The 21010-nt window shown below is 71.1% G+C and carries 17 protein-coding genes; 2 read left to right on the top strand and 15 right to left on the bottom strand.

All coding sequences use genetic code 11. The annotated features are described in order from the left end of the window. Nucleotides 1–37: 37 nt before the first annotated feature. Together ACIPPM_RS00435 and ACIPPM_RS00430 are read right to left on the bottom strand one after the other, a co-directional pair. Nucleotides 38–907 carry an ABC transporter permease gene (locus tag ACIPPM_RS00435; RefSeq protein ID WP_401441708.1) on the bottom strand — a complete coding sequence of 290 codons (870 nt, stop codon included), beginning with the start codon at nucleotides 905–907 and terminating at the stop codon, nucleotides 38–40. Next, the gene (locus ACIPPM_RS00430; RefSeq protein ID WP_401441707.1) at nucleotides 897–1712 is read right to left on the bottom strand and encodes an ABC transporter ATP-binding protein; all 816 of its coding nucleotides are present in this window, start codon (nucleotides 1710–1712) and stop codon (nucleotides 897–899) included. The genes ACIPPM_RS00435 and ACIPPM_RS00430 overlap by 11 nt, the downstream gene beginning before the upstream one ends. A 158-nt stretch (nucleotides 1713–1870) precedes the next feature. On the opposite strand from ACIPPM_RS00430, the gene ACIPPM_RS00425 reads away from it, so the two are divergent. Beyond that, nucleotides 1871–2563 carry a response regulator gene (locus tag ACIPPM_RS00425; protein ID WP_393592477.1) on the top strand — a complete coding sequence of 231 codons (693 nt, stop codon included), beginning with the start codon at nucleotides 1871–1873 and terminating at the stop codon, nucleotides 2561–2563. A 29-nt stretch (nucleotides 2564–2592) separates the two neighbouring features. Here ACIPPM_RS00425 and ACIPPM_RS00420 read toward each other — a convergent pair whose 3' ends face one another. The 6 genes from ACIPPM_RS00420 to ACIPPM_RS00395 form a co-directional block, all read right to left on the bottom strand. Next, nucleotides 2593–4185, bottom strand: coding sequence for a cation acetate symporter (locus ACIPPM_RS00420; RefSeq protein WP_401441706.1), 1593 nt, complete (start codon nucleotides 4183–4185; stop codon nucleotides 2593–2595). Beyond that, nucleotides 4182–4736 (bottom strand): DUF485 domain-containing protein, encoded by a 555-nt coding sequence (locus ACIPPM_RS00415; protein ID WP_401441705.1) that lies wholly within the window; start codon nucleotides 4734–4736, stop codon nucleotides 4182–4184. Before ACIPPM_RS00415 ends, ACIPPM_RS00420 begins: the two co-directional genes overlap by 4 nt. Nucleotides 4737–4805: 69 nt before the next feature. Continuing rightward, on the bottom strand, nucleotides 4806–5492 hold the full coding sequence (locus ACIPPM_RS00410; protein WP_401441704.1) for a response regulator: 687 nt from the start codon (nucleotides 5490–5492) through the stop codon (nucleotides 4806–4808). Further along, entirely contained in the window at nucleotides 5489–6640 is a 1152-nt protein-coding gene (locus ACIPPM_RS00405; RefSeq protein WP_401441703.1) for a sensor histidine kinase, read from the bottom strand. The genes ACIPPM_RS00410 and ACIPPM_RS00405 overlap by 4 nt, the downstream gene beginning before the upstream one ends. Beyond that, nucleotides 6637–7185, bottom strand: a complete 549-nt coding sequence (locus ACIPPM_RS00400; protein WP_401441702.1) for a DUF1453 domain-containing protein — start codon at nucleotides 7183–7185, stop codon at nucleotides 6637–6639. Before ACIPPM_RS00400 ends, ACIPPM_RS00405 begins: the two co-directional genes overlap by 4 nt. Nucleotides 7186–7468: 283 nt before the next feature. Next, nucleotides 7469–9592: a type IIA DNA topoisomerase subunit B gene (locus ACIPPM_RS00395; RefSeq protein WP_401441701.1), complete on the bottom strand. Its 2124-nt coding sequence runs from the start codon at nucleotides 9590–9592 to the stop codon at nucleotides 7469–7471. A gap of 440 nt (nucleotides 9593–10032) precedes the next feature. On the opposite strand from ACIPPM_RS00395, the gene ACIPPM_RS00390 reads away from it, so the two are divergent. Beyond that, entirely contained in the window at nucleotides 10033–10263 is a 231-nt protein-coding gene (locus ACIPPM_RS00390) for a hypothetical protein (protein ID WP_389006167.1), read from the top strand. Nucleotides 10264–10373: 110 nt separating this feature from the next. On the opposite strand, the gene ACIPPM_RS00385 is transcribed toward ACIPPM_RS00390, so the two are convergent. From ACIPPM_RS00385 to ACIPPM_RS00355, 7 genes are all read right to left on the bottom strand, one after another. Beyond that, nucleotides 10374–11249 carry a serine protease gene (locus ACIPPM_RS00385; RefSeq protein ID WP_401441700.1) on the bottom strand — a complete coding sequence of 292 codons (876 nt, stop codon included), beginning with the start codon at nucleotides 11247–11249 and terminating at the stop codon, nucleotides 10374–10376. A gap of 122 nt (nucleotides 11250–11371) precedes the next feature. Then, on the bottom strand, nucleotides 11372–12895 hold the full coding sequence (locus ACIPPM_RS00380; RefSeq protein ID WP_401441699.1) for an RNA polymerase sigma factor: 1524 nt from the start codon (nucleotides 12893–12895) through the stop codon (nucleotides 11372–11374). A gap of 435 nt (nucleotides 12896–13330) precedes the next feature. After that, nucleotides 13331–14218 carry a FadR/GntR family transcriptional regulator gene (locus tag ACIPPM_RS00375; RefSeq protein WP_389006161.1) on the bottom strand — a complete coding sequence of 296 codons (888 nt, stop codon included), beginning with the start codon at nucleotides 14216–14218 and terminating at the stop codon, nucleotides 13331–13333. A gap of 162 nt (nucleotides 14219–14380) precedes the next feature. Further along, on the bottom strand, nucleotides 14381–16183 hold the full coding sequence (locus ACIPPM_RS00370) for an ATP-binding cassette domain-containing protein (RefSeq protein ID WP_401441698.1): 1803 nt from the start codon (nucleotides 16181–16183) through the stop codon (nucleotides 14381–14383). Between the two features lie 160 nt (nucleotides 16184–16343). Beyond that, nucleotides 16344–17102 carry an NUDIX domain-containing protein gene (locus ACIPPM_RS00365; protein ID WP_401441697.1) on the bottom strand — a complete coding sequence of 253 codons (759 nt, stop codon included), beginning with the start codon at nucleotides 17100–17102 and terminating at the stop codon, nucleotides 16344–16346. Between the two features lie 105 nt (nucleotides 17103–17207). After that, nucleotides 17208–18662 (bottom strand): DUF4192 domain-containing protein, encoded by a 1455-nt coding sequence (locus ACIPPM_RS00360; RefSeq protein ID WP_401441696.1) that lies wholly within the window; start codon nucleotides 18660–18662, stop codon nucleotides 17208–17210. Nucleotides 18663–18824: 162 nt separating this feature from the next. Further along, entirely contained in the window at nucleotides 18825–20987 is a 2163-nt protein-coding gene (locus ACIPPM_RS00355; RefSeq protein ID WP_401441695.1) for a RecQ family ATP-dependent DNA helicase, read from the bottom strand. Nucleotides 20988–21010 lie beyond the last annotated feature (23 nt).

Raw genomic sequence — 21010 nt, 5'->3', positions numbered from 1 at the left:
GCTGTACGGGTGCGGGGGCGGCGCGCCAAGGGGCGCTTCAATGCTCGGAGTTCGACGACTTCCAGCGGAAGACCCGACGCTCGGCGAAGGTCAGCAGCCCCTCGGCGAGGAGTGCCACGACCGCGAGGATCACCATCGCGGCGTACACACCCGCGGAGTTCAGCGTGCCCTGCGACTGGGCGACGAGCAGGCCGATGCCCCGGGTCGCGCCGATGTACTCGCCCACGATGGCGCCGATCAGCGCGAAGCCGAAGCTGACGTGCAGGCTGGTGAAGATCCAGGAGGTGGCCGAGGGGATGACGACCTGGAGGGTGACCTGCCGGTCGGTGGCGCCGAGGATGCGGGCGTTGGCGACCAGGTCGCGGTTGACCTCCCGCGCACCCTGGAAGGCGTTGAAGAACACCGGGAAGAACACCAGGACGACGGCCGAGGCGACCTTGGAGGCGGGGCCCAGCCCGAACCAGATCAGGAAGATCGGGGCGAGCACGATCCTCGGGATGGAGTTCAGCACCTTGATGTAGGGGCCGAACAGGTCGGCGAGGAAGGCGACCCGGCCGAGCGCGATCCCGAGCACGACACCGGCGATGACCCCGATGACCCAGCCGAGGAGCGCCTCGTAGAGCGTGTACCAGATCTGTTCGCCCAGCGAGCCGAGGGCGGTGCCGTGCAGCACCCAGGACGTGATCTGGTCCCAGATCTCGGAGGGCATCGAGAAGTTGAACGGGTCGATGACCTCGGCGCGGGACAGTACCTCCCACAGGCCGAGCACGACCACCAGCAGCAGCACCCGGGCCACCACCACGATCACCCGGCGCCTGCGGGCGGCCTGTGCCCGCGAACGGGACGGGGCCGGGGCCTGCGGCTTGGCGGTGTCGACGGGCGGCGGGGTCACGGTCTCAGGCGACATCGGCGGCACCTCGCTCACGGGTGATGCGGACCTCTTCACCGAGGGACTCCCAGATCTCGCGGTAGATCTCGATGAACTTGGGCTCCAGCCGGATCGACTCGACCTTGCGCGGCCGGGGCAGGTCGATGGTGAACACCTGCTTGACCGTCGCGGGCCCGGCGGTCATCACGACGACCTTGTCGGCCAGCGCGATCGACTCCTCCAGGTCGTGGGTGACGAAGACGACGGAGGAGCCGGTGCCTTCCCACAGCTCCAGCAGCTCGTCCGACATCAGCGCCCGGGTCTGCACGTCGAGCGCGGAGAACGGCTCGTCCATCAGCAGGATCTCGGGGTCGTTGACGAAGGTCGCGGCGAGGGCGACCCGCTTGCGCTGGCCGCCGGAGAGCTGGTGCGGATAGCGGTCCTCGAACGCGGCGAGTCCGACGCGGGCCAGCCACTCGCGGGCCTTCTCCTTCGCCTCCGCCTTGGGCACGCCCCGGAAGCGGGGGCCCGCCATCACGTTGGACAGGACCGTGCGCCAGGGGAAGGTGGCGTCCTGCTGGAAGACGAAGCCGACCCGGTCGCCGACGCCGTCGACCGGCCGCCCGGCCACCAGTACCTCGCCCTCGGTGGGCTCCTCGAGGCCGCTGACCAGGGTCAGTGTGGTGGACTTGCCGCAGCCGGTCGGACCCACGACGGCGACGAACTCGCCGCGCTCCACGGTGAGGTCCAGGCCGCGCACCGCGGTGTGCGGATCACCGGAAGGGGTTCTGAATATCTTGCTCGCGCCCCTCAGCTCGATGGCGGGGCTGGTGTCTGCGCTCATGCATCGGGACGGTAGGCGCGGGGCCGCTCCGGCAGCAGTCTTGTGCGCGCAACCCCTTCTTTTGCTCGCAAGAGGCTGTTGTGCTCGTTTTGCTCACGCTACAACTGCGGAGCCGAAACATGGGCTTAACGCTCGTCGGCCTTGGAGGAGAGGCCCAGATGATTGACGTGCTGGTCGTGGACGACGACTTTCGTGTCGCCGAGATCAACGCCAGGTATGTGGCCAAGGTTCCCGGCTTCCGGGTGGCCGCCCGCGCCCACAACGCCGCCCAGGCGCTGGCCGCCGTCGAACGCGGCGGTGTCGATCTGGTGCTGCTGGACCACTATCTGCCGGACCGGACCGGCCTCGAACTCGTGCACCGCATGCGCCAGCAGGGCCACGGCACCGACGTCATCATGATCACGGCGGCCGGTGATGTGACGACCGTGCAGCAGGCGATGCGACTCGGCGCCCTGCACTACCTGGTGAAGCCCTTCACCTTCAACGCGCTGCGCGGCCGCCTCGACTCCTACGCCGCCCTGCGCCGCACCGTCGAGCGGGTGGGCGGGGGCGGGGTGACCGGCCAGGAGCAGGTCGACCGTATCTTCGGCGCCCTGCGCACGGCTCCCGCGCCGTCCGCTCCGGGACTGCCGAGCGGCCATACGGAGCCGACCTCCGACCTGATCTGCGGTGTCCTGCACGGTGCGGAGCAGCCCCTGTCGGCCCACGAGGTGGCGTCCCGCACGGGGCTGAGCCGCTCCACCGCCCAGCGCTATCTGCGCCACCTGGAACAGGCGGGCCGCCTACGCCTGTCCCTCCGATACGGCGACACCGGGCGGCCCGAGCACCGCTACGCCTGGGTGGCGCCGTGACGTCATGACGCCGCCCAGGCCCGGTGGTGTCACACGGCACCGGCTCCGGTCAGTGAACGCACCTCGGTCTCCGCGAACTTGGCCTCGTCCGGCACCTCGTCCGAGGTGACCGTGCCCAGCCAGCCCGAGAGGAAGCCGAGCGGGATGGAGATGATGCCCGGATTCTGGAGCGGGAAGTACTGGAAGTCCACGCCGGGGAACAGCGAGCCGGGACTCCCCGACACCACCGGCGACAGCAGCACCAGGATCACCGCGGGGATCAGCCCGCCGTACACGGCCCACACCGCACCACGCGTGGTGAAGTTCCGCCAGAACAGCGAGTACAGCAGCGTCGGGAGGTTCGCCGAGGCGGCCACGGCGAAGGCCAGACCGACCAAGAAGGCCACGTTGAGATTGCGGGCCAGCAGTCCGAGCGCGATCGCCACGATCCCGATGACGGCCGCCGCGACCCGCGCCACCGCCACCTCGCCGCGCGGGGTGCTGGGCGTACGCCGGAGGGACGCGTACAAATCATGGGCCACGGACGCCGAGGAGGCGAGCGTGATCCCGGCGACCACCGCGAGGATCGTGGCGAAGGCGACGGCGGCCACGACCGCGAACAGCACGGTGCCCCCGGTGGAGGAGGCCCCGCCGCCCAGGTCGAGCGCGAGCAGCGGGATCGCCGTGTTCCCGGCCGCGTTGGACCGGCGCAGCGCGTCGGCGCCCACCACGGCGGTCGCCCCGAATCCGAGGACGATCGTCATCAGGTAGAAGCTGCCGATGAGCCCGATCGACCACACCGTGGAACGCCGGGCGGCCCGCGCGGTCGGCACCGTGTAGAAGCGCGACAGGATGTGCGGCAGACCCGCCGTGCCCAGCACCAGCGCCAACCCCAGGCTGATGAAGTCCATCCGGGCGGTCCAGTCCCCGCCGTACTTCAGCCCCGGCGCCAGGAACGACGCCCCGTGCCCACTGCGGTCGGCCGCCGTCAGCAACAGCTGGTTGATGTCCCCGTGGAACCGCACCAGGACCAGCACGGTCATCACGATCGTCCCGACCAGCATCAGGACGGCCTTCACGATCTGGATCCAGGTCGTCGCGCGCATCCCGCCCAGCGACACATAGATCACCATGAGCGCCCCGACCCCGATGACCGTCCACGCCTGCGCGGCCCCGCCGGAGCCGCCGAGCAGCAGTGCCACCAGGCTTCCGGCGCCCACCATCTGCGCGACCAGGTACATCACGGACACGGTGACGGAGGAGGCGCCGGTGGCGATCCGCACCGGCCGCTCGCTCATCCGCGCGGCGACCACGTCGGCGAGCGTGAACCGGCCGCAGTTCCGCACCAGTTCGGCCGCGAGGAACAGCACGACCAGCCAGGCCACGAGGAATCCGACGCCGTACAGGAGCCCGTCGTAGCCGTACAGCGCGATGAGCCCGGTCACGCCGAGGAAGGAGGCGGCCGAGAGATAGTCGCCGGAGATGGCGAACCCGTTCTCCAGCGGGGTGAACAGACGCCCACCGGCGTAGAACTCCTCCGCGGACCCATGTCTGCGACGGCTCACCCAGGTGGTGATGCCCAGTGTCACGGCCACGAACGCGCTGAACAGGACCAGCGCCAGCATCTGGTGGTGGCCGGTCACGAGGTGCCTCCCTGGATGCCACGGGTCAGCTCCTGGGTGTCCCAGCGCAGTTCGAGCGCGGGCCGGTCACGCCGCAGCCGTGCGTGCCGGGCGTAGGCCCAGGTGAGCAGGAAGGTGCTGAGGAATTGTCCCAGCCCGGCGAGCATCCCCACGTTCACCGCCCCTATGACGGGCCGCGCCATCAGACCGGGCGCCGCCGTCGCGGTGACCACGTATCCCACGTACCAGAACAGGAAGGCGGCGACTCCGGGCACCACGAACCTCCGGTACCGGCTGCGCACCTCCTGGAACGCCTCGCTCTGCTGCACCGCGAGATACACGTCGCGGGCACGGGCCGCCGCGATCTCCCGCTCACCCTCACCGCGCGGATGCGGCACGGTCGGCGCGGGCATCCCCGCCCCGTCCAGCTCGCTCCATCCGGCGGTCAGCGTGTCGTGCCAAGGGTCCTCGTGCCGCACATCGCGGGAAGTCACGCCCTGCTCTTCCTCGTTGTCGACCGAACTCCCCGGACCGTCCCCGGTACCGAAGTGTCGGCCGTTGCTTGACTGCATACCCAAGGATGGACAGATCGGGAAGATCCCCGACACACCTTTCCGTACCACTTCACCCCATTAGGTGAGTCACTCCACCCTGGGCCGCACCAGGCCCTTCGCATACGCGTAACGCACCGCCTGCGCACGGTCCTTGAGGCCCGCCTTGGCGAAGAGGTTGTTGATGTGCGTCTTCACCGTGGCGGTGGAGACGTGCAACTGGCGGGCGATCTCCTGGTTGGTGAGCCCCTCGCCGATCAGCACCAGCACCTCGCTCTCGCGGACGGTCAGCCCGTCGGGGGGCTCCGGCGGTGCCGTCGTCCGCACCTCGGCCTCGGACAGCCTTTCCAGCAACCGGAGTTGGATACCGGGCGCCAGCCCCGCCTCCCCCGACAGCACGTTCTGCACCGCGCGCACGATCTCCTCGCCGCCCGCGTCCTTGGTCAGATATCCCCGCGCTCCGGCGCGCAGTGCGGCGAACAGGGACTCGTCGTCCGCGAACGTCGTCAGCACCACCACCTGGGTGCCCGGATACCCGGTCCGGATGCGGCGGGTGGCCTCCACCCCGTCGCAACGGGGCATTCGCAGGTCCATCAGCACCACGTCCGGGGCCAGTTCGCGGACCAGGCGCACCGCTTCCTCGCCGTCCCCCGCCGCGCCGACCACTTCGAGGCCGGGCAGCAGCCCGAGCAGCATCACGATGCCTTCCCGCACCACCGTCTGGTCGTCGGCGACCACCACCCGCGCGGGCTTCCGCTCCCCCTCCGGCGCCGTCATACCGGCACCTTCAACGTCACCACGAACCCCTCCTCGTCCGGCCCCGCGTCCAGTGAGCCACCCAGCAGCTCGGCGCGCTCCCGCATGCCCAGCAGACCGTACCCGCCGCCGGAGGCGGCCAGTTCGCCCGGACGACCGCCCTTGTCCCGTACATCGAGGGTCACTTGATGCTCGGTGCAGTCGAGCCGGACGCGCACCTTCGCGCCCTGCGCGTGCTTGCGGACGTTCGTCATCGCTTCCTGCGCCACGCGGCGCACGGCCTGGGACGCCTCGGCGGGCAGGGCCCTGCGCTCACCCGTGACGGTGACCTCCCCGCCGTCCGCCGTGCTGACGAGGTCCGTCAGGAACTCCTCCAGCGGGGTCAGTTCACCGCGCAGCGCGGACAGGGCCTGCCGGGTCTCGGCGAGGCCGTCCCGGGCCATTCCCCGCGCGGCCACCACCCGCTCCAGCACCTGTGCACGGCTCGCGTCCCGCTCCAGCAGCAGCCGGGCCGCCTCCAGGTGCACCAGCTGCGCCGAGAGGCTGTGGGCCAGCACATCGTGGATCTCCCGCGCTATCCGCGCCCGCTCGGTCAGCGCCGCCGTCCTCGCCTCGGCCTCTCGCGCGGCCCGCTCCTGAGCCAGGAGCCGCTGCGCGTTGCCGCGCGCCTCCGCGTCCAGCCGCGTGACGTATCCGGCGAGTGCCAGCCCGGCCACGGTGGCGGCGGTGGTGAGCCACACGTCGTTGTTCAGGACCGCGTACGAGGCCAGGGCGACCGAGGTCACCGGCACCGCCGCCGCAAGGGGCAGCCGCTCCAGGGCGAGGATGCCGCAGCCGCACCAGAGCACCAGGGCGGGGCCCCGGAAACCTGAGATCTGCGCGGCGACCGCCAGGGCGGGCAGCACGCCGACGAGTGCCAGGGACGGCAGCAGCCGGTGCGCGTAGGTGGTGCGGAAGTAGCCCCACGCCGCGCCGGAGGCCAGCAGCACGCCCGCCACGGCGGCGGCTTCTCCCCACGCGGGCAGGTGATCCCGCCGGAGGGCGGCCCACAGCAGGAGCCCGAGCAGCACCACTCTGATGGCCTGGGCCAGCAGACGCCTGGGGCGGCTGACCCCCTCCCGGCTGAGCGCCTCGCGCGAGGGCCAGCGTGTCCAGGAGTTCTCGTTCACACCCGCTCCTTCCGCATCGGTCGTGCCGCCGGAGCTGCCGGTGCTGCCGACATTCCGCCACCGTACGTCGGTGCCGGGCCGGGCGAGGAGGCCAGCAGTCGCGCCCGCCAGGCGGTGATGCCGCCACGGACCAGCAGGGTCGCGGCGAGGCCCAGCATCAGAGCGGCGCTGTCCTGCCGGACGCCCAGGGCGTACCCGAGGCCGCAGAGACCGCCTCGCAGGGCTATCCCGCCGACCCACACGACGGCGCTCGCTTTGGTGCTGCGGCTCCACACCCCTCCGTCAGGCGCCCGCCAGATCCGGGTGGTCCACGCCCAGCCCGCTCCGGTGGCCAGGCCGACCACCACTTCCGCGGCGAGCAGTCCGAGGGACTCGACGCGATGGTGGGCGTCGAGTATGCCGGGCTCGCGCAGCGCCATGACCACGAGGATCGCGGGCGCCAGCCACCAGCGCCGCTCGGCGTCGATGGCGTGGGTGCGGAACTGCCTGGCGATCACCAGAACGGCGACGGCCACGATCACCAACACGTCGACGAACCCGGACATCCGAGCCTCCGTGTACGAGAGGGGTGTCGGAGGCGGTCGCTCCCGACACCCTCGAAATTACGGAAATCCGCAGGCCACGGGATCGGAGCCAGGGTGGATCACGGGTGGATCTCCGCAGGCCGGACTTCTCCACCCACGGGTGGAGCGATCTCGGGGTGGACCCTGAGCCGGACGCCCCGACCGCCCACGCCGGGCCCGGCGCGGGAAACGAGAACGGGAGCACCGGCCGAGGCCAGTACTCCCGTCACCCCGCGCGCACCCGGTCAAAGCCGAGCGCACACGGCTACGCGTCGATCCGCGACCGGTCCAGCGTCGCCGCCGAGCTGGAGATGAACTCCTTGCGCGGCGCCACGTCATTGCCCATCAGCAGGTCGAAGACCTGCTCGGCGGCCTCGAGGTCCGCGAGGTTGATCCGGCGCAGGGTGCGGTGGCGCGGGTCCATCGTGGTCTCAGCCAGCTGGTCGGCGTCCATCTCACCGAGGCCCTTGTAGCGCTGGATGGAGTCCTTGTACCGGACGCCCTTGCGCTGGAACTCCATGAGCGTGTCCCGCAGCTCACGGTCCGAGTACGTGTAGTCGTACTTGTCCTGGCCCTTCTTCGGCTGGACCAGCTCGATGCGGTGCAGCGGGGGCACGGCGGCGAACACCCGGCCCGCCTCGACCATGGGCCGCATGTACCGCTGGAACAGCGTGAGCAGCAGACAGCGGATGTGGGAGCCGTCCACATCGGCGTCGGTCATCATGATGATCTTGCCGTAGCGGGCGGCGTCGATGTCGAAGGTACGCCCCGAGCCCGCTCCTATGACCTGGATGATCGCGCCGCACTCGGCGTTCTTGAGCATGTCGGTCACGGACGAGCGCTGCACGTTGAGGATCTTGCCCCGGATGGGCAGCAGCGCCTGGAACTCGGAGTTCCGGGCCAGCTTGGCCGTACCGAGCGCGGAGTCGCCCTCGACGATGAACAACTCGCTGCGGTCGACGTCGTCGCTGCGGCAGTCGGCCAGCTTGGCGGGCAGGGACGAGGACTCCAGGGCGGTCTTGCGCCGCTGGGCGTCCTTGTGCTGGCGGGCGGCCACCCGGGTGCGGGCGGCGGCGACCACCTTCTCCATGACCGTGCGGGCCTGTGCGGCGTCGTCCCGCTTGGTGGAGGTGAGGAACGCCTTGAGTTCCCTGGCGATCACGGTGGAGACGATGCGGCGGGCCGCAGAGGTGCCGAGCACCTCCTTGGTCTGGCCTTCGAACTGCGGCTCGGCCAGGCGGACCGTGACGACCGCGGTCAGGCCCTCCAGGGCGTCGTCCTTGACGACGTCGTCCTCGGCGACGCGCAGCATCTTCTTGGCGCGCAGCACCTCGTTCATCGTCTTGGTGACCGCCTGCTCGAAGCCGGCCACGTGGGTGCCGCCCTTGGGGGTGGCGATGATGTTGACGAAGGACTTCAGGTTGGTGTCGTAGCCCGTGCCCCAGCGCATCGCCACGTCGACACCCAGTTCGCGGGTGACCTCGGTGGGCGTCATCTGGCCGTGGTCGTCGAGGACCGGGACGGTCTCCTTGAAGGTGCCCTGGCCCGAGAGGCGGAGCGTGTCGCAGACCGGCTTGTCGGTGGCCAGGTACTCGCAGAACTCGCTGATGCCGCCGTCGAAGCGGAAGGACTCCTCGCCCTTGCTGCCGCCGTCGCCGAGACCCATCTCGTCGCGCACGACGATGGTGAGGCCGGGCACCAGGAACGCGGTCTGCCTCGCCCGCTGGTGCAGGTTGTCCAGGGAGAGCTTGGCGTCCTTGAGGAAGATCTGCCGGTCGGCCCAGTAGCGCACGCGCGTGCCGGTGCGGTTCTTCGGGATCTTCTTGGTCTTGACCAGGCCGGTCCCGGCCTCGAACTTGGCCTCCGCGCCGCCCTTGGCGAAGGCGCCCGGGACACCGCGGCGGAAGCTGATGGCGTGGGTGTTCCCACCGCGGTCCACCTCGACGTCGAGCCGGGAGGAGAGCGCGTTCACCACGGAGGCGCCGACGCCGTGCAGGCCGCCGGAGGCCGCGTAGGAGCCGCCGCCGAACTTGCCACCGGCGTGCAGCTTGGTCATGACGACCTCGACGCCGGAGAGGCCGGTCTTGGGCTCGACGTCCACGGGGATGCCGCGGCCGTTGTCCCGGACCTCGACGGAGCCGTCGTCGTGGAGGATGACCTCGATGCGGTCGCAGTAACCGCCGAGGGCCTCGTCGACGGAGTTGTCGATGATCTCCCAGAGGCAGTGCATCAGGCCGCGGCTGTCGGTCGAGCCGATGTACATGCCCGGACGCTTGCGCACGGCTTCGAGGCCCTCAAGGACGAGCAGGTGCCGCGCGGTGTAGTTGGAACCGTCCCGGTCAGCTCCTGCCAGCAGCGCTGTGGACGGCACGGACGTATCGGCGGTCACGCGGTTCGCTCCTCGCTGAATTTCAGATGGGCCCCTGGTGGGTACGGGGCCGGCTTCGGTCGCCGCGTAGAGGGTACCGATGCCTGGTAGAGCTGGTGTAACGCCACCCTCGGCGGGAAACTCAGACTAGCCGAGGGTCGTACGGACGTTCGATCCCTCGATGGAGTGAAGCACACATCACGTTCCCTTCGAGGCATGAACCATTTAGGCTCCGGGCACGTCCTCATCAACAACCGGCAACCCAGCCGGGAGGACCGACCCCCGAAGACCGCGCGAAACCGTAAGCACCAGACCACGCGCTACGGCACATTCGCCGCCAACCGGCAACAGCCAACCACCCGGAAAGAAATTTTCGACGGAAAGCCACGAGCGGGAACGATTTCGGCCTGGTTGGATGTTGACCCTGGTACGACAGCTCGTCGAGCTAGAGAAGAGGCGACGTGACTACTGTTCTGACCCCCGCGAGCCCGCTGACGGCCGCCGATCGCTGCGACCGCTGCGGCGCCCAGGCATACCTGCGCGTCGTCCTGCTGAGCGGCGGAGAACTGCTCTTCTGCGCCCACCACGGGCGCAAGTTCGAGCCGGAACTCAAGAAGATCGCCGCTGAGATACAGGACGAGACGGAACGGCTGGTTTCCGTTCCCGGCAACGCTGCCACCGAAGAGCGCTGAATCTCGCACCCGACCGACGAGCCAGTGCCGGCATCAGGCCGGTGAGCGGGCGGCTGCTTCCCCAGGGAAGCAGCCGCCCGTAACTCTGCCGAAGGAACCCGCAGGCCCTCTCAGGGGCGCCTGGGGGCCTCCTGGGCCCCTTCCGCGGTGGACCCTTCCACGGCGGGCTCCAGCGTGCGGACGACCTCCGACACCCGGGTGTAGACGCCGGGACTCTCCGGCTGTCCGCAGCCGCTCCCCCAGGACACCAGCCCGATCAGCCGCCCTCCTGCAACCAGTGGGCCACCGCTGTCGCCCTGGCAGGCGTCCGGTCCTCCCGCCGCCTCTCCCGCGCACAGCATCGAGGCGGGGCGGTAGGTGCCGTCACGGCCGCCCGGATAGGCGCGGGCGCAGAGGTCGTCGGCCAGCACATGGACCCGCGCGGCACGCAGACGGTTCGTGTAGGCGCCCTCGCCGCTCGTGTCGCCCCACCCCGAGACCAGGGCTTCCGTGCCGGGCTCGTACGCCGGGTCACCGGCCGCAGCCATGGGCACGACGGCGCTGCGCGGCACCGGCTCGGCGAGTGTGAGGACGGCGTAGTCGCCCGCGTTGGTGGCGGCGTCGTACTCCGGATTGACCTTCACGTCTCGTACGGCCGTCTCCTGGCCGTCGGCCGCCAGCAGGTCGGTACGCCCGGCGATGACCTTCAGGTCGCGCACCCGGTTCGGGGACGTGCCCAGGACGTCGTCGGCGACACAGTGGGCGGCGGTGAGGACGGTGGTCGGGGCGATCGCCACCCCGCCGCAGAACTGGCCCGCCCGGCTACCCCCGAACCGGTCACGGCTGGAGAGTGCCACCGTCCACGGGGCCTGGGAGACATCTATCGGAAAGCCACCGACCACGACGCTGTCGGCGGCGGCCGAAGCGGCCCCGATCAGGGGTATCGCGGTCAGCGCGGCCGCCAGGGCGAGCGGCCGGATCAGTGCCCGGACAACGGAACGGCGCATGCGGACTCCTCACTCAGGGTGGTTCCGGAACACCCAGAGTCATCCAGCACCCGGTGGCCCGCAGCACGAAGGCCCGGCTCCCACGAGGGGAGCCGGGCCTTCGGCGTGCGAACCGGCGCGGTCTAGTCGAGGTAGTCCCGCAGCACCTGGGAACGCGAGGGGTGGCGCAGCTTGGACATGGTCTTCGACTCGATCTGGCGGATGCGCTCACGCGTCACGCCGTAGACCTTGCCGATCTCGTCGAGCGTCTTCGGCTGACCGTCGGTGAGACCGAAGCGCATCGAGACGACACCGGCCTCGCGCTCGGAGAGGGTGTCGAGGACCGAGTGCAGCTGCTCCTGGAGGAGCGTGAAGCTGACGGCGTCGGCGGGGACGACGGCCTCGGAGTCCTCGATGAGGTCACCGAACTCGCTGTCGCCGTCCTCGCCCAGCGGGGTGTGCAGCGAGATGGGCTCGCGGCCGTACTTCTGGACCTCGACGACCTTCTCCGGGGTCATGTCGAGTTCCTTGGCCAGCTCCTCCGGGGTGGGCTCGCGGCCCAGGTCCTGGAGCATCTGGCGCTGCACGCGCGCGAGCTTGTTGATGACCTCGACCATGTGCACCGGGATACGGATGGTGCGCGCCTGGTCGGCCATCGCGCGGGTGATCGCCTGACGAATCCACCAGGTGGCATACGTGGAGAACTTGTAGCCCTTGGTGTAGTCGAACTTCTCGACCGCGCGGATCAGACCGAGGTTGCCCTCCTGGATGAGGTCCAGGAAGAGCATGCCGCGGCCGGTGTAGCGCTTGGCCAGGGAGACCACCAGACGGAGGTTGGCCTCCAGCAGGTGGTTCTTGGCGCGGCGGCCGTCCTCGGCGATGATCTCCAGCTCGCGCTTGAGCTTCGGGGCGAGCTTGTCGGAGTTGGCGAGCTTGTCCTCGGCGAACAGACCGGCCTCGATGCGCTTGGCCAGCTCGACTTCCTGCTCGGCGTTGAGCAGGGGGACCTTGCCGATCTGCTTCAGGTAGTCCTTGACCGGGTCGGCGGTGGCGCCGGCCGCGGCGACCTGCTGCGCGGGCGCGTCGTCCTCGTCGTCGTCCGACAGCACGAAGCCCGCGGCCTCGGTGCCCTCGGGCTCGTCGGTGGACTTGGTCTCCTCGACGGCCTCGTCCTCGAGAAGCTCGGCGTCGTCCTTCTTGGCGCCGGTCTTCTTGGCAGCCGTCTTCTTGGCCGTGGTCTTCTTCGCGGCCGTCTTCTTGGCCGTGGTCTTCTTGGCAGCGGCCTTCGGGGCGGCGACGTCGTCGGAGTCGTCACCCGCGGCGGCGGACTCGGCCGGGGCGGCCGTGGCCTTCCGGGTGGTCACCGTCTTCGCCGCGACCGTCTTGGTGGCGGTGCGCTTGGCCGGACTCTTCGCTGCGACGCTCTTGCGGGTGCGCTTGGGCTCTGCGGCACTGACCATCAGCGTCACACCCTCTTCCTCAAGGATCTGGTTGAGGCTGCGCAGTACGTTCTTCCACTGAGTGGCCGGAATCTGGTCAGCTTCGAAGGCCCGACGCACATCGTCGCCGGCGATCTGCCCCTCAGCCTTTCCCCGCTCAATGAGCGCCATGACAGAGACGGACTCGGCGATCTCCGGCGGGAGCGTACGGGATGTGCTGGCCGACACGAACAACCTCTCGGAACGTTGGAAAGCGGCTTTCGGCCCCGTCCGACATGGACAGGAACCGACCACCGGCCTGGGGATGGGCCGACGGCGCGGGCGGGGCCGGGAAGAGACACAGCGCCTGGCACGGCGTCCGTATTCCCTTCGCGGCTGTTCACCTCTTAGGTCATCGCGCTGTTTCCGGGAGCGTTACGCCCAATCCGCGTGGCCCGAGTCACACCCTGTCAACAGGCAAACGCGATCAGATGTGAACGAAGCGGTCCGTCACCAAGTCCGTCTTGATCACTTTGCCGGTCCGGGCAGCCCGTCGCACCGCCGGACTCGGCCGGAATTCCGACGGTCCGGCCGAGTCCGGCGACGGCGGGACCCCGGTCGCGGTGCCGCCATCTCGATCACTGGGGCGCGCCGCACGGGCGGGCGCGCCGTCCGCGTTCGCCGTCAGTGCTCACGCGGAGCGGGAACCACGCGCTCCACCTCGGGCTGGACCACGAGCAGCTGCCGCATGGCCCCCTCGGCCACGGCGCCGTCGCCGCTGCCGAGCCCGTCCACGATCCGCGCGTGCTGCGCGACGGATGCCTCGGTCGGCCGCTCGCATCCCGTGGCGGGACCGCCGGAGACCTGGAGGGCGGCGGAGACGATCCCGGACAGGTGCTCCAGCATCCGGTTGCCCGCGACCTGGATGAGCAGCGCGTGGAACTCGGAGTCGGCGCGCGAGAAGGTCAGCGCGTCACCCTGGGCGAGGGCGTGGCTCATGATCTCGACCAGGTCGACGAGGCGCTGCTGCACGTCCTCCCGGCCGTGTCCGGCGGCGAGGCGGGCGGCGAGCGGCTCGATCGTCCAGCGCAGCTCGTTCAGCTCGCGGCGCTGGTCGTCGCGCTGCGGGCCGAAGGCGCGCCATTCGATGATGTCCGGGTCGAGCAGGTTCCAGTCGCTCACCGGGCGCACGCGGGTACCCACGTTCGGCCGGGCGCTGACGAGGCCCTTGGCCTCCAGGACACGGAGGGACTCACGCACGACGGTGCGGGAGACCTCGAAACGCTGGCCGATCTCCTCCGGCACCAGCGGGCGGTCGGCCCCCAGGTCTCCGGAGACGATCATCTGACCCAGCTGCTGGACGAGCTGGCCGTGGAGTCCGCGCCCGCGGCTGCCCGCGGCGCGCCGGCCCACGCGGCCCAGGTCGGAGTCGGCGCCCTCCCAGGCGGGCGCCGCCACGCGGTCGGCCATCGGGGCCTCGGCGTAGGGGTAGCGGTCGAGTTCGCCCGGTCCGGCGAGGCCGGAGTCGGCGGAGCGGGCGGCTGTCATCATGGTGTGCGCAAGGGTACTCACGCATCATTTGTCGGCGCTGCCTCCAACTGTCTTGAGGGCTTTGGTGAAAAGCACACGAAAGGGTGATCGCTCACCCCGTCGCAATTGACGCCTTATCGGAAATAAACGGGCTTTCTGTGGGGAGTTGTGGGCACTGCGGCGCTGAAACCACACCTCAGGGCGTCATCTCGCCCTGGCGCGCAATGTCGTGATCAGGTACGCGCACAGCAGTGCGGCGAGCGACAACGTCATCGCGCCACCCACGGGTTGAGCGATCACACGCACCAGACCGAGCAGATAGCGCTCACCCCCGAAGGGCCACTGGAGCAGGAGCACCTCCCGCATCCGCAGGTGAATTCCGGCCGCGGCTCGCACATATGAGCCTTCGAACATCCGGTGTACGAGTGGAACGACGGCCACCGGCACCGCGAGGACGGCGGCGAGGCCCGCCGCCGTGGACCGGAAGACACCGGCCGCCAGCACACCGGCCCACGCACAGCCGACCACGAGCGCCAGCCAACTCGCGCACAACGGCAACCAGTCTCCGGGCACCTGGACCAATTCCCGGCCGTAGACGAGATAGAGAACTTCGGCGTCACAGCCGAGAGCCAGAAAGGCCAGCATCCCGGCGGTGGTTCCGGAGACGACGAGCTTCGCGGTGAGCAGCCCCAGCCGACGCGGGACGGTGCCGCGGTCCGCCGCCAGCGCGGGATGGCGGAACTCGTCCCCGAAGGCGAGCGCCCCGAGCAGCCCCGCTGCGAGCGCGACCGGCGGCAGCGGCAGTTCGCGCGGCCAGGCGGCGAACAGGCGCGCCTGCGGGGTGTGCCCGATGTGGGCCAGCACCAGGGCGGTGACGGCGGACACCACGAGGGCGACCCCGCAGACGACGTAACCGGTACTGATCCCCGTGGCGCGCCGGAGTTCGTAACGGAGCGGACGGAGCGGGCTGTGTACGGAGCGGACGGCGACGGGGAGCGGCAGGGCGTCGGGGACGTCATCGGTCTCGGTCTCCCTCGGAGCGGCGGACTCCGGCAGCGACGCGTCCTCCTCTCCGGCCGGTTCGGTCTCGTTCACCGGCTCTTCCTCGGCCTCCGCCTCCGCCTGCGCCCCCGATCGCATGTCGCCCACTTCGTCGGCGAGTTGGTGGATGAGGACGCCGTTGCGGAAGGCCACCTCGCCGATGTCCGCGGTGGTGCTGCCGTACACGGAGAGGCGGTTGCCCTCCTCGCGGACGACTTCCACGGAACGCCGTCCGGTGCGGGCCTCCTTGGCGAGCAGCTCCGCCAGGCGTGCGGCGTGGGGGCTGCGGACGGCGACGCGTGGGCGGAGCCGGGTGCGGGCGAACTCCTCCGCGTCCAGGTCGGCGGTGATCCGGCCCGCTTCGAGGGTGAGGACGTGATCGGCGTTGCGGGCGGCCTCCTTGGGGTCGGCGGTCGTGAGGAGTACGGCACCGCCTTGATCGGCGTACTCCCGCAACGTGGCGTGCAGCCAACGCTCCTCGAGGGTGGAGAGTCCTGCGGCGGGTTCGTCCAGCACGAGGGTGTGCGGGTCGGGAAGCAAGGCACAGGCCAGGCCGAGCCTGCGGTCCATGCCGAGGGACAGGGTGCCGAGCCGTTCCTCGCGGAGGCTGACGAGGCCGACCTCTTCGAGGACTTCGTCGGCCCGCCGGGCCGGAACACCGGCCGCCGCGCAGAGCATGCGCAGGTGACCCCGGACGGTACGGGAGGGGTGTCCGGGCACGTCGCCGAGGAGTACGCCGACTTCGCGCGAGGGGTGGGCGATGCAGTGCAGGGGGCGCCCTCTGAAGTAGGTGATGCCACGCCCTCGCTGGAGTTCGAGCATCAGCCTGAGCACCGTCGTCCTGCCCGCTCCCGCTGCTCCGAGGAGGGCGGTCACATGGCCGGAGCACGCCTCGAAGGAGACGCCCTCGACGGCGGGTGGCTGGGCTTTGGGGGAATCACTGGTCAGTCCGACAGCCTGGATCACCTGACGGAAGATAGCGCGCTATGTCCTGTTTTCCGGGTATCACCTCTTCTGTCCGGCAGTTGTTCCGCGGATGGTCAACCTGCATGGCTCACTTGCCCGATGAGCGGCCGGCGCGCACCCGCTGCCCAACTGCCGTTCCGACGGTGGTCCGATGCCCGCCTCAGACCTCGGGGCGGAGCATCGGGGGGTTGAGCAGGGTGGCGCCGCCTGCCCTGAAGAGCTGGGCGGGCCTGCCGCCCTGGCGGGTGGTGGTGCCGCCCGTGGGGACGAGGAATCCGGGGGTGCCGGTGACCTTGCGGTGGAAGTTGCGCGGGTCGAGCGCCACGCCCCAGACCGCCTCATAGACGCGGCGCAGCTCGCCGACGGTGAACTCCGGCGGGCAGAAGGCGGTCGCCAGGGACGAGTACTCGATCTTCGAGCGGGCGCGCTCCACCCCGTCGGAGAGGATCTGGGCGTGATCGAAGGCCAGGGGGGCCATCGGTTCGCCGTCGCGGGCGTAGCCCCCCTGCTGGAGCAGTTCCTCCACCGGTGCCCAGCGCGCGTTGCTCGCGTCGCCGCCCGCGCGCGGGGCGGGGAGGTCGGGCGCGAGGGCGAGGTGGGCGACGCTGACCACGCGCATCCGGGGGTCACGCTTCGGGTCGCCGTACGTGGCGAGCTGCTCGAGGTGGGCGCCGTTGTCCTGCGCCGGGGTCGCCGGATCGCTGGCGCAGAGCCCGGTCTCCTCCGCCAGCTCGCGCGCCGCCGCCTGGGACAGGTCCTCGTCGTCCCGTACGAAGCCGCCGGGCAGGGCCCACCGCCCCTGGAAAGGCGGCTCGCCCCGGCGTACCGCCAGCGCACACAGGGCGTGGCGGCGCACGGTCAGCACGACCAGGTCCACGGTGACGGCGAAGGGCGGGAACGCTGACGGGTCGTAGGGCATGCCGCGATCATAGTCGTCTTCCTGACGATAAACACTCCGTTCGCTGGGAGGATCGGTGAATCCGCCGGGCTCGGCCGCGGGAATCAGGTGGCTGGGGGCGGGCGCTCAGCCCTGCTCCTCGCTGTGGCATGCCCGGTCGGCCGTCGAGGGGCGGGACCGGGTGGGGCGGCGGCTTCGCGCTTGCGGGCGGTCGGCGCAGGGACCCGTGCCGCTGGGGCCGGTACCGGTGGGTCCCGTGGAGCGGGGGCGGCGCCTTCGGCGGGTGGCGGCGGACGGGTCCGCCTCCGGAGCCTCCAGCGCGCCGAGGAGGGTGTCCGGAGGCAGCGGGGAGCCGGATTTCTGCTCGGGAATCCTCGGCTTTTTCGACGGCAGCCCCTCTTCCCGCGTCTTTCCTCGCCGTTCCTGCCGGAGGCAACGGCGGATGGATTCCGGGTCCAGGCCCTCGTCGCACGCCCGGTGCAGGAGTTGGGCGAAGAGGTACTCCGGGTCGGCGCCGAGGGCCATGGCCAAGGCCTCGCGGGCCTCCAGTTCGTCTCCGGTCGACCAGGCGACCCACCCGGCCAGGGTCAGCGGAGCCGCCGCGTGCTCGCGGTACGGACCGACACAGCGGCGGGCCAGCGCCCGCCAGAGCCGCAGCGCGGGTGCCCCGTCGTCGCCCTCCATCCAGGCGGCCGCCCGGTCGCGGGTCGTGCGGTCCTGGAGGCCGAGGACGAGGGTCGCCGCCTCGTCGTGCCCGAGGAGCGCGTCGTCGCGGACATCGGCCGGGTGGATGCCCGAGACCGGCGCTGCCTCGGCGAACCGGCGGATGATTCGTCCGGCCAGGTCCAGCGTCTCCGCGGCCACCTCGGCACGGCTCGCGTCGTCCAGGATGCGGGGTACGACGGCCATGCCCGCCGCGTCCAGCGCGACCTCCTGCTCCAGCGCGGCCGAGGTCTCCCAGGGCTGCATCCTCGCGCGCAGCTCCCGGAGCGAGCCCCGTACCTGGATGCCCGCGTAGGTCGCCGCGGCAGCCATCGCCGAGATGCCCGGCATGCCCATCGGCGTGCCCTCGGGCGGGCAGCAGCTCCCGACCGGGCAGACGTAGGACCAGTAGCGGTTGTCCGAGACGCACAGCGCCTCGATCACCGGTACGTCGAGACCGCCGCACTCCGTGCGCAGCAGCTGGGCGAGCGGGGCGAGGCGGAGCATCACGTCCCGGCCCGACTCGCCTGGTCGTGGCTCCTGGCAGACATAGGCCACGATCCGCTCGGGCCGGGTGCCGCGCCGTCGGGCGCCGATCACCAGCCCGCGGGCGATCTGCCGCGCCGCGGCCTGCCAGTCCTCGTCGCCCGCCGGGATGCCCAGGCGGGCACGGCCACCGAAGGCGCCACGGTCGAGCAGGCTGACCAGCACCATGCTGTCCTCCGGGCGGTATCCCAGGAGGTAGGGCAGCGCGTCGGCCAGCTCGGCCGGGGTACGCAGGGCGATCGGGGTGTCAGGCGTGAGCTGCCCGCTGAAGGGCACTCCCGCCGCGATGTCACCGTTTTCGAAGGGTCCGGTCGTTTCGCTGTGATTCGTCATGCGCTGACGATCCCGCGGATCTCGAAATCCCGCTGGAGCCTGTGGATAAGTCGAATCAGGAACACGACAACCCGCGCCAGGCCCGCCGCACAGCCCTCCCCCGGCGTCACCCCCGGCCCGCACAGCCTCTCGACCAGCGTCATCCGGCCCCGCCCCGCGCCTTCACCCCGCAGCGGCCAGCACCAGGGGCAGAACCTCCGCCGCCCCCGCCCGTCGCAGCAGTCGCGCCGCTACCGCCAGGGTCCACCCGGACTCGGTCCGGTCGTCCACGAGCAGCACCGGGCCGGGAGCGGCGGCGAGAGCGGCCGCCAGGTCCTCCGGCACGGTGAACGCGGAGGCCAGCACCTGGAGTCGCTGGGCGGAGTTGCTGCGATGCGCCTGATGCGCGCCACCCTCCCCCGTGTACGCGAGCGCGCCCAGATAGGGCAGGCGTCCGATCTCGGCCACCCGTTCCGCGAGGGAGGCGACGAGCTGGGGCCGGTTCAGCGAGGGCATGGCGACCACGCCGACCGGTCGGGCCACGGCGTCCGGGGTGTTCGACGCCCACCCACCGGGCGAGCGTGCCCAGTCGGCGAGGACCTCCACCACGGCCTTCAGCACGTCGTCCGGGACCGGACCGTCAGGCGTCTGCTCGGCCAGCAGCGGCCGGAGCCGGTTGCCCCATCCGATGTCCGAGAGCCGCCCGAGAGCGCGTCCGGTGGCGCACTGCTCCTTCGCCGGGATGCGGCCCTTGAGGTCGATGCCCAGCGCGGACATGCCGGTGGGCCACATCCGGCGCGGCTCGATCTCCACACCGGGCCGGTCCAGTTCACCGGCGGCGGCCGACAACGCCTCGCCGGAGACGGCCGTGTCGACCCAGGCGCCCGCGCAGTTGTCGCAACGGCCGCACGGGGTCACCTCCACGTCGTCCAGCTGGCGGCGCAGGAACGCCATCCGGCACTCGTCCGTGCCGACGTAATCCCGCATGGCCTGCTGCTCGGCGGCGCGCTGGCGGGCGACCCAGGCGTAGCGGTCGGCGTCGTAGACCCAGTCGGCGCCGGTGGCCGTCCAGCCGCCCTTCACCCGGTGCACGGCGCCGTCCACGTCGAGCACCTTCAGCATCAGCTCCAGCCGGGTGCGCCGCAGGTCCACCACCGATTCCAGCGCGGGCACGGACAGCGGGCGGCCCGCGTCGGCGAGGGCGGCCAGGGTCTGGCGGACCTGCGACTCGGGCGGGAAGGCGACTTCGGCGAAGTACTTCCAGATCGCCTCGTCCTCCTTGCCCGGCAGCAGCAGCACGTCGGCGTGCTCGACGCCTCGGCCCGCGCGGCCCACCTGCTGGTAGTAGGAGATCGGTGAGGAGGGCGAGCCGAGGTGGACCACGAAGCCCAGGTCCGGCTTGTCGAAGCCCATGCCCAGCGCGGAGGTCGCCACCAGGGCCTTGACCCGGTTGTCCTGCAGGTCGGCCTCGGCCTGCAGGCGGTCGGCGTTCTCCGTGCGGCCGGTGTACGAGGCGACGGCGAAGCCGCGTGCGCGGAGGTAGGCGGTGACCTCCTCGGCGGCCGAGACGGTCAGCGTGTAGACGATCCCGGAGCCCGGCAGCTCGTCCAGGTGCTCCGCCAGCCACGCCAGCCGGTGCGCGGCGTCGGGCAGCCGCACCACGCCGAGCCGCAGGCTCTCCCGGTCCAGCCGCCCCCGCAGCACCAGTGCCTCGCCCGCGCCGGTGCCCAGCTGCTCGGCCACGTCCGCCGTCACGCGCGCGTTGGCGGTCGCCGTGGTGGCGAGCACGGGCACGCCGGGCGCCAGCTCCTGGAGCATGGTGCGCAGCCTGCGGTAGTCGGGGCGGAAGTCATGGCCCCAGTCGGAGATGCAGTGCGCCTCGTCCACGACCAGCAGGCCGGTGGTGGCCGCCAGCTTGGGCAGCATGCGGTCGCGGAAGTCGACGGAGTTCAGCCGTTCCGGGCTCACCAGCAGCACGTCGACCTCGCCGCGCTCCACCTCCTCGTGGATGGCGTCCCACTCCTCGGGGTTGGCCGAGTTGATGGTGCGGGCCTGGATACCGGCCCGCGCGGCCGACTCGACCTGGTTGCGCATGAGCGCCAGCAGCGGCGAGACGATCACCGTGGGACCCGAGCCGCGGCGGCGGAGCAGGGCGGTGGCCACGAAGTACACGGCCGACTTGCCCCAGCCGGTGCGCTGCACGACCAGGGCCCGGCGGCGGTCCACGACCAGGGCCTTGACCGCCTCCCACTGGTCCTGCCGCAGCCGCGCGGACCCCTCCGGGGCACCGACCAGCTCGGCGAGGACGGTGTCGGCTTCGGTGCGCAGCTGCTCCAGGTCGTTCATGCCCCCCATGCAACCGCACCGCG

The organism is Streptomyces sp. NPDC090119 (genome assembly GCF_044747085.1).
Lineage (GTDB): Bacteria > Actinomycetota > Actinomycetes > Streptomycetales > Streptomycetaceae > Streptomyces.
This window is presented reverse-complemented; position numbering and strand designations above follow the sequence as displayed.